Here is a 9439-nt window from a genome sequence, read left to right as displayed (position 1 = left end):
TAATTATGGGTTTACAAATAAAAAAACAACCCTTTAATAAGAGTTGTTTTAGCGCGTTTCGTTTTACAGTTTACAATTCATTAAAGTTTTAATGTTATGTTTAATTACTTCATTTTTATATGTGAAAAATCCAGCTAAAGTTAAATTATAAAATTCATAAATTCCAGTTCCATATTCTTGGCGATATTTTTTCATCATTTTTGCAACAGCAATTTTGTAAGTTTTTGAATAATGGTTATTAATTTTAATTGGTCTCGTTGGTTTTTTAGCTAAAACCAGAAAATTTAATTTTTCTTTAAGACAAAGTTGAATCTTTTTAGCTCAATTAAAGTTGAATCTTTTTAGCTCAATTATAAAAAGTTTGTTTTGACTTATAAAATAATTTAATTAAGCTATTTAGTGAATTTTCATATAAATAGTATTTCTGACATAAATTAAAATAATTAATGACATTTTGATAAATATAATTTATTTCTTTTGTAAGTTTTTGTTGTAAATATCATTTTTTTATTTTTCGTTGTAATGAATATAATTCATTTTCAGTTGGAATGCTTGTTACCATATACTTTTTCATTTTAATCTCCATTCTAATTTAAAGACTAAATCAGTGGTCTAAAATGTATATGGTTTTCACATAAAAAAATAGAAAAATATATTGACAATAAAATTAAAAGTAATACAATGTAAATAAGTAAGTGGTATATTATTCCACAATTTCTAAGATATTAATTTAAGACCCTTAAATAATTTATACGNCCACNNNNGTTAATTATTATGAACATTATTATGTAATTTGTCGTTATGCGATTGAAACACGCAGGTATGATCCAGAACAAGTTAATCCTGGTGAGAATTTTGAAGCATTAGCAAAATTACCAGTGTTATATATCTTGAATAAGAAAGATCATGCAACACCATATATAATGGAACGGGTAGCTTACCAGAATAAGCGTAAGTATGAAAAACAAAAAATTAGTCGTCGAATTGTTTTTGATTGTGATCATGTTCGCGGAATATATCATAATTCAACGGAATATTTAATAGCAATAGTAAATTTTATTACAACTGCAAAAAGAAAATAGTGATAAATAAAGTTATTTATCACTATTTTCTTTTTTTATTTTGATTTTTATTAAAAACACGGTACATACCATTGTTAAGACTATGCAAACTAATGTGAAAAATAGTAAAAACAATAATAAAAATAAAAGCAATAAAACATGCTGCTTGTACTCTTGATAATCCTGAAATAATTGGATTATCAATGTCTAAAAATAGATAAGGATATGCTCAAGTAATATTGTCATCTCGTTTTCAAGCTGCTGCCCGCACAATAACATACATTAAATAAAAAAATGAATAACTTAAACTAATTCATCAATCTTTTTGTAAAAAGTCTTTTTTTCAACTAAGACGATGATCACCAAATGACAAGAAGGTATAACCCAAAAAGAGAATTGGCATAATAAAATGAGTAACAACAGTACAACTAATTTGTGCTTTACTATATTCATAAATTGTTACTTCTCCGTTTTTATAACCAATAATAATTCCAATTCAAAAAATAAAAAACATTAATAAATTTCAGTTTAAAATACTTAATTTAGCATTAGTTGAAAAAAATCAACTTTTTTGTTCACGATGATGATTAAAAATTGCTAATATTAACCAAGTAATAGTTATGATATTAACTTGAACAGAATAAAAACTTAATAAGATGTCATAATTTTGCAAACTAGTAAGTTTTGTTCCTTTTACATATCAAAATTCTTTAAAAATATCCATGTAAAATCCATAAGTTAAAAATCCAAAAGCTAAACTGGCAATTATTACTTTATAATATCAGAGATAATCTTTGTATCAAATCCGATAATTTCAACGTTTCATAGTCCCTCCTTGGTATATTTTACATACTATCACATAAAAATTGTTTTTTTAATTACATCTAATCCTTTTTTCAGTTCTTTTTAAAAATAATTTTGTTTATTAATAAAATTATTCCTTTTTATAAAATGCTTTGTTATAATGCTAGTAAGTTAGAAAAAGGTGAGATAATGGCAAATAAAATTAAAGTTGAAAGAATGCAATCTTTGATTACCCGTGATTTAACAATTATTATGCAACGAGAAATTCGTGATGAAATTTTAAATACTATATCAATTCATGCTGTCAAATTATCAAATGATTTGAGTCATGCAAAGGTTTATTATTCATCATTATTAAATAAATCAGAGGCAGAACTTCACAATGTTGTTCAGAATTATAAAAATGAAATTCGAAGTAAATTAGCGCATAAATTAGAAATTTATCGTTGTCCGGATTTAGAATTTGTTTTTGATCATTCATTAGATAATGCGAATAATATTGAAGCAATCTTGCAAAATTTAAAATAAGAAACCTTATCAAAGTACAAAGCATGTTTCTTTTAACTAAAATATTGGTGATATAAAAGTTAAAAGAAACATTTTTATATTTCTTGATTTAATTGATAAAGATATAAGATGTTTTCTAATAATGCGGCAATTGTCATTGGTCCAACTCCGCCAGGAACAGGGGTAATCATTTTTACTTTTGATAAAACATTATTAAAGTCAACATCACCACATAAGTTATTATTTTCATCACGATTAATTCCAACATCAACCACAATAGCATTTTCTTTAATCATCTCTGCTGTAACAAATTTAGCTTTCCCCACGGCAGAAATTAAAATATCAGCTTGTTTTGTAAAAACAGATAAATTTTTTGTTTGTGAATGGCAAACTGTTACAGTTGCTGAGGCATTTATTAAAAGATTAGCAAGGGGTTTACCAACAATGTTACTACGGCCAATAATTACAACATGCTGTCCTGCTAATTGAATTTGGTAGTGTTTTAAAAGGGCGATAATTCCTTTTGGCGTCCCTGGCAATAAGTTATAATGTCCAAGCATTAAATTGCCTAATATTTCTGGAGTAAACCCATCAACATCTTTTTTAGTTGTTATTGTGTTAATAATTTTTTCACTATTGATATGCCTTGGTAATGGAAGTTGAACAAGAATTGCATCAATATTAGAATTATTATTTAAGTCATTAATAATTTTTATTAAAGCTGATTCGACAATACTATCTGGATAATTTAATACATTACAAGTAATACCAACTTTTTCACAAGCAATTTTTTTATTTTTAATATAAGTAGTACTAGCTTTATTATTATTAACAATTTGAATAATTGTTAAGGCAGGTACACGTTGCTTTTTTGCCTTAATTTTTAAAATTTGTTTAGTTATTTTTACTTTGATTAATTCACTAACCATTTTCCCATCAATTATTTTTGTTTTATCCATTAAATTTTCGCTCTTTTCTATGCTAAAATACCTGTATATAAATTATTATATAAATTATTGTATCTGAAAGAGTTAAATAATTAAATACAAAATCTTAGCATTTTTAAAATAGCATCGTGTTTAAAAATTATTGACACTCCCTAAGAAATAGGACATTATTAATTAAAAGGAGTAAAAGAAAATGGAAAAAATTATCACAATTGGAACAAAAATTAATTTAAAAGATGATGACTTAATTAAATATGGTGATTATATGGCAAAAGTAAAAGCCTTTAATTTTATTAATTTACCTAAAAAAGCAAAGTTTATTTTAGTGACAGCAATTAATCCAACCAAAGCAGGAGAGGGAAAAACAACTTGTTCAATTGGTATTGCTGATATGTTGAATCATTTAGGATATCAAACAACTTTAGCATTACGAGAACCATCGTTAGGACCAGTGTTTGGATTAAAAGGTTCAGCAACCGGTGGCGGCGAATGCATTATGGAACCAGAAAATGAAATTAATTTACATTATACTGGTGATTTTCATGCAATTACAACAGCAAATAATATGGTCAGTGCTATGATTGATAACCTTCTTTATTGAGGAAATCCACTGCAAATTGATCCTAAACAAATTGTTTGACAACGTTGTTTGGATGTTAATGATCGTGCTTTACGAAATATTGAAATAAAAATTAATGATAAATTACATCGTTCAGAACATTTCCAAATTACTGCTGCTAGCGAAATTATGGCAATTTTAGGTTTAAGTAAAGATTTTGATGATTTACGTTGTCGTTTAGACCAAGCAATAGTTGCTTATAATTTGAATAATGAACCAGTTTACCTACACGAATTAAAAATTACGGGTTCATTATTAGCCTTATTAAAAAATGCTTTATTGCCAAATTTAGCACAAACAAAATATGGTACACCATTATTAATCCATTGTGGGCCATTTGCAAATATTTCCCATGGGACAAATTCTTTAATTGCAACAAATTTAGCATTAAAATTAAGTGATTATGTTGTTAGTGAAGTTGGATTTGGGAGTGACTTAGGGTTTGAAAAATTTAATGATATTATTAATTTAAACGAGGAATATACACCAGATTGTACCGTGTTAGTAGCAACAATTAGAGCATTAAAATTACATGGTGGTGCTATTGAAACAACATTAGCAACAGCTGATCTAGGTAGTTTGAAAAAAAAATTAGAGCATTTACAACATCATATTAAAATTATTCAAAATTACCATTTAAATTTTGTTGTTTGTTTAAATCAATTTGCAACTGACACTCCTGAAGAAATTGCTGTCGTGACTGAATGGTTAAAAGAACAAAAAATTCCATTTGGAATTAATAATACATATCATTTCGGAATTAAAGATAATCCAACTTTGGTTAAAACTATTCTTAAAGAAATTGAAAAACCACAACAATATCAATTATTATTTAATCCATCAACAACATCGCTTACTGAAAAAATTAAAATAATTTGTACAAAAATTTATCAAACAACAAAAATTGTTTTTAGTCCCTTGGCACAAACAAAGATTGATTTTTATCAACAAAATACAAAATATCAACATTGACCAGTTTGTATGGCTAAAAATCATCAAACAATTTTTGGCAATAAAAATCCTTATGATGATCAAATTATTATTCGTGACTTAAAAATTAATTCAGGAGCAGAATATTTTATTGCTTATTTAGCAGATATTATTACGATGCCGGGTTTAAATAAAATTCCTAATGCTGTTAGCATTGATGTTGTGAATGATGAGATTATAAATATTAAATAATTTTTGTTATAATATTTTTAAGTAGAAAATAGGGGCGAACTTAATGCAGAAAAAAGCAAAGTTTTTAGAATTAAATAGTATTGTTAGTAAACAACTTAATTTAGCAACTAATATTCGAAAAAAAATGCAGGAAATTTTTAGAATTTATAAAAATAGTTTTCAAAAATTAGGTTATCAAACAATTGCTCTTGGTGAATATGGTTTTAAAACATTAACAAAATATGACAAGTTAGAGTTAGAATTAGCCATTATTAAGTATCATCCTAAAAATAAAACAGGCTTACGTGAACAAATGTTTCAAGTTGTTTTAAATGAAATGCGCAAAAATATTAGCAAAGGAACAGTTATCAAGGATAGTCAAAATGATGGTTATTTAGAATATCAAGTTAACGATGAAATTAATTTTATTGTAAGAATTATTCCTTTTTGTTATAAAAAAAATTCAGAGGGAGAATTAACATATATTTTTTGACGAAATGGAATTGAAAAAAATGATAATGTTATTCAAGTTGTCCACGGTTTTAATAAAGCTAATAAGATTTCTAATAATTTATTACGAACATTAATAAAACTGATTAAGTATGTTTTGAAAGATGATTTTCCATATTATTATATTTTATATACCTTAACTTTACGATGGTTTTATGAATATTTTACAAAAAGATATGATAATTATTTACAAAAAATTGATATGAGTAAGCGGATTGAAAAACAAGATTTAATGAAGTATCGTAATATTAATTTTCAAAAAAATTGATTTTTAAATAATATTGATGGTGAAGAATTAATTTTTTATATTTTAGAACGGTTTTGAAAAACAGAAACATATTATTTTCGTGAATTTGAATTTATTGAAGAAGAAATTTTTGAATCAATTTCACGCTATAGTTGATATACCAATAATTGCTTTTTAACACCATATGATTATTATGTGGATTTTAAAATTTATAATATTAAAGAATTTAATGATTTAAATTATGTTCAATCAGAGTTTAAAAATACTAATTTTTCGCGAATTCAGTATGATTACTGCCGTAATCATGATTTAGGAATTTATGTTACACCAGTTAAAATTTCAGGGGTAGTTGGTTTTATTGATTACGCAATTAATTTTAAACAAAAAGCAACAGGTCTATTTAAAAAACTGGATCCGGAAAAACGAAAAGATGCCATAAGTGTTAATCAACGAGAGATTATGGAGGAACTAAATTTAATTGCACATAAATGATTAACAACTTATCGTAAAAAATTGACATATATTAAGGTTTATTTTGATAAAAAATATCCAATTATTTCATCATCAAATTATTATATGCGATTGCAAGCTATTATGACTTCTGTTGATAACTTAAAAAATGATGATTATGTTATTGGTAATGATAATTAAAGGATAAAAACTATGAATTAGAACTTTTCCTAGTTAAGTTTTTAATTAAAAATAATAAATATATGGTATAATGTTATTATGAGAAAGGTACTTGATTGAAACTATTTATAAGGATTTAAAAACTATTTATTATGTGGGGTTAAAAAGTGTCAACTTTAGGAGGAAACAATTGTAGCCAATTTTATGATAATGTTATTCGTGAATTATCAATGATTGTGAATAATGAAAAAATTATATCACATAATAATCCTGTCTTAGCATTATAAATAAAATTGTATTATGTTATGAAAAGTTCAAAATATAATTCAACACAAAAAGATGAAATTTTAAAACAAATGATTATTGAATGAACAAAAGCCTTAGAATATAAGGCAACCGAGTTAATTAAAGAATATGCACAGGTTTATCAAAAAAATTATCAAAAACCATTAGATTTACAATATGCCTATATCTCAATATTAAAAAAAGTAAAATATTTTGCCCAAGAACGTTATGGTGAACGATTAAATATTATTCGTAACTTTTATTGCCGTTATTTAGAACAACAACAATGACAAGAATTAGTAGAAGGAATTATTGCCGAATCGCAACGAAGAATGCAGGCTGTTTTTTTGCAAAGAAAACAACAAGGTAATAATTAAAAATCGATATATTAACATAAATATATCGATTTTTAATTATATAATTATAACAATGAGTGAGGTGTTAAGATGGCAAAAATTATTTTAGTTATTACGGGAAGCATTGCTGCTCATAAGGGTCTTCATTTATATGAAGCATTGAAGAAAGAACATGATGTTGAATTGCTTTTAACACAAGATGCTTTAAAATTTTTAAAGGATTGACCAACAACAGCAAAAACCGAAATTTTTATGAAACAATATTATGATAAAAAAGACTTATCAGAACATATTACAATTGCTGAGCAAGTTGATTTATTTGTTGTTTACCCAGCAACACAAAACTTTATTGCTCAGATTGCTCATGGTTTTACAAATACGTTAGCGAGTTTAGTATATAGTGCTACACAAAGTTATAAAATGATTTTTCCTGCAATGAATAGTAAGATGTATTTATCACCAGCTAATTTACGGAATTTAGCACAATTAATAGTAGATGGGAATCAAATTTATGAACCTCGTTCAGGGATGCTTGCTTGCAATATGGTTGGGATTGGTCGTGCCTGAGAATGAGAAGATGTTTTAAAGGAAATAAAGCAATTTTTAGTTTGAAAAAACTTGTGAAAAGATAAAAAAGTTATGCTTAATTTTGGGCGAACAAAAACATATTTAGATGATATTCGTTATTTGACAAATAATTCGAGCGGGAAAATGAGAAATGCATTGCATACTGTATTAACACGAACAAACTGTTCCTTAACAACAATTGTTGGTGATTGTGATTTTCCAATTTATTATGAGCATGTTAAAGCAAACACAAACAATGAAATGTTAACAGCAATGTTAAAAACGTATAAAGAACAAGACATTATTATTGCGTGCGCTGCTTTAAATGATTATCAAGTTGCGGTTCCTATTAAAGGAAAAATTAGCAAGCGAAAAAATCCTCAACTTGCTGTATCATTACTTCCTAATGTTGATGTCTTATCTGAATTAGGTAAGTTAAAACAGCATCAAATTTTAGTTGGTTTTAGTGCTCAAAATAATTTTGATTTAGATTATGCTCGTCAAAAGTTAATTGACAAAAATTTAGATTTAATTATTATCAATCAAATTAATGTTATAGGTACTGATCAAAATGAAATCATTTTATTAACAAAAAAAGGGCATCAACAAATTTCTAGTCAAAACAAAATTATTATTGCAAAAGAAATTTTAGCAGCAATTAGTTAATTACATAAAGGAGCGAACACAGTAATGAAATTATTAGTTGATATTGGTAATACAGCAATTAAATTTGCAATTCTTAATTCTCAAAAAAAGATTATTGTTTTTTTAACAATGTCTAGTCGCGAATTAGTTGCTGAAAAGAATTTTCGGCAAAAAATAATAACTGGTTTAAGTACAATAAAATTAGTTTTAACAGATTTTACATTATTAGCTTTATCTTCTGTTCGGCCAATGTGAGATGATTTATTTTACCAATTAGCTGCAGATTTAAAAATTCCTTTTTATCAAGTTAAAAAAAATTTGTTTACTGAGCGATTAAAAACAGACATTCCTAATCTTCGCAATCTTGGTGCTGATTTAATTGCTGGTTCATATGCAACATTAGTTTTATTTCCTAAACAAGATGTTATTTTAGTTAATATGGGAACAGCAACAACAATTTCATTACTAAAAAAAGGAATTCTCTTAGGAACAATTATTATGCCAGGTTTAGAAACAGCAGCAGAAGCTTTATTTGAACGGGCACAATTATTACAAAAATTTGATTTTTCTTATGACAATGCGACTTTAGGAAAAAATACTAAACAAGCAATCAATATTGGATTAGTCAATGGTCATTTATTAGCAATTACTGCTTTTGTTAACCAACTTGCAACTGAAGCAATAAAACTACAAGTAATTTTAACAGGAGGTAATGCTGTTTACATTAAAAAATTAGTTACTTACCATTATGATAAAGATTTACTTTTTAAAGGATTAGTTGCCATTTTACAAGATAATAAATTAATATAAAAAATAAGACTTTAGTCCTATTTTTTATATTTTTTGAGATATTTTATTAATTTTAAAGGCCATTTAGGTATTTAATACATTTATCTGTGCTCGTTGCTTTATTTTATTAAAAAATAAAGATTACCTAACATGTCCAATTTTCTTATTTTGATTTACTTATTTGTCTACTTAAGACATTTTTAATAATAACATACATTTTTGAAATTGCAAGATTTTAAAAGTAATTTTTTTGTGAAAACCATATACATTTTAGACCACTGATTTAGTCTTTAAATTAGAATGGAGATTAA

At 25.7% G+C, this 9439-nt stretch carries 11 protein-coding genes; 7 read left to right on the top strand and 4 right to left on the bottom strand.

Features of this window, described 5'->3' with window-relative positions:
* Positions 1-63: 63 nt before the first annotated feature.
* Both BST80_RS02435 and BST80_RS02430 read right to left on the bottom strand, forming a co-directional pair.
* Positions 64-198 (bottom strand): hypothetical protein, encoded by a 135-nt coding sequence (locus BST80_RS02435; RefSeq protein ID WP_415745808.1) that lies wholly within the window; start codon positions 196-198, stop codon positions 64-66.
* Positions 199-325: 127 nt separating this feature from the next.
* Positions 326-586 carry a hypothetical protein gene (locus BST80_RS02430; protein ID WP_415745807.1) on the bottom strand — a complete coding sequence of 87 codons (261 nt, stop codon included), beginning with the start codon at positions 584-586 and terminating at the stop codon, positions 326-328.
* A 304-nt stretch (positions 587-890) separates the two neighbouring features.
* On the opposite strand from BST80_RS02430, the gene BST80_RS02425 reads away from it, so the two are divergent.
* Positions 891-1082: a hypothetical protein gene (locus tag BST80_RS02425; protein WP_415745806.1), complete on the top strand. Its 192-nt coding sequence runs from the start codon at positions 891-893 to the stop codon at positions 1080-1082.
* Positions 1083-1104: 22 nt separating this feature from the next.
* Here BST80_RS02425 and BST80_RS02420 read toward each other — a convergent pair whose 3' ends face one another.
* Positions 1105-1887 carry a hypothetical protein gene (locus BST80_RS02420; RefSeq protein ID WP_415745805.1) on the bottom strand — a complete coding sequence of 261 codons (783 nt, stop codon included), beginning with the start codon at positions 1885-1887 and terminating at the stop codon, positions 1105-1107.
* A 125-nt stretch (positions 1888-2012) separates the two neighbouring features.
* Here BST80_RS02420 and rbfA point away from each other — a divergent pair, with 125 nt between their 5' ends.
* Positions 2013-2393 (top strand): 30S ribosome-binding factor RbfA, encoded by a 381-nt coding sequence (rbfA, locus tag BST80_RS02415; RefSeq protein WP_415745804.1) that lies wholly within the window; start codon positions 2013-2015, stop codon positions 2391-2393.
* 74 nt (positions 2394-2467) lie between these two features.
* Here the strand turns inward: rbfA and BST80_RS02410 are convergent, their stop codons facing one another.
* Positions 2468-3331, bottom strand: a complete 864-nt coding sequence (locus BST80_RS02410) for a bifunctional 5,10-methylenetetrahydrofolate dehydrogenase/5,10-methenyltetrahydrofolate cyclohydrolase (protein WP_415745803.1) — start codon at positions 3329-3331, stop codon at positions 2468-2470.
* Between the two features lie 181 nt (positions 3332-3512).
* Between BST80_RS02410 and BST80_RS02405 the strand changes: the two genes are divergently transcribed.
* The 5 genes from BST80_RS02405 (at position 3513) to BST80_RS02385 (ending at position 9149) form a co-directional block, all read left to right on the top strand.
* Positions 3513-5120, top strand: coding sequence for a formate--tetrahydrofolate ligase (locus BST80_RS02405; RefSeq protein WP_415745802.1), 1608 nt, complete (start codon positions 3513-3515; stop codon positions 5118-5120).
* A gap of 43 nt (positions 5121-5163) precedes the next feature.
* Complete coding sequence (locus BST80_RS02400; RefSeq protein ID WP_415745801.1) at positions 5164-6507, top strand: hypothetical protein; 1344 nt, start codon at positions 5164-5166, stop codon at positions 6505-6507.
* Between the two features lie 284 nt (positions 6508-6791).
* Positions 6792-7148, top strand: coding sequence for a hypothetical protein (locus BST80_RS02395; RefSeq protein WP_415745800.1), 357 nt, complete (start codon positions 6792-6794; stop codon positions 7146-7148).
* A 69-nt stretch (positions 7149-7217) separates the two neighbouring features.
* Positions 7218-8360, top strand: coding sequence for a bifunctional phosphopantothenoylcysteine decarboxylase/phosphopantothenate--cysteine ligase CoaBC (gene coaBC, locus BST80_RS02390; RefSeq protein WP_415745799.1), 1143 nt, complete (start codon positions 7218-7220; stop codon positions 8358-8360).
* A 24-nt stretch (positions 8361-8384) separates the two neighbouring features.
* The gene (locus BST80_RS02385) at positions 8385-9149 is read left to right on the top strand and encodes a type III pantothenate kinase (RefSeq protein WP_415745798.1); all 765 of its coding nucleotides are present in this window, start codon (positions 8385-8387) and stop codon (positions 9147-9149) included.
* Positions 9150-9439 lie beyond the last annotated feature (290 nt).

It is taken from the genome of Spiroplasma sp. Moj (assembly GCF_016082285.1).
Classification (GTDB): Bacteria; Bacillota_I; Bacilli_A; order Mycoplasmatales; family Mycoplasmataceae; genus Spiroplasma; species Spiroplasma phoeniceum.
Note: the sequence above shows the minus strand (reverse complement) of the source record. Positions and strands in the feature narration are given on the sequence as shown.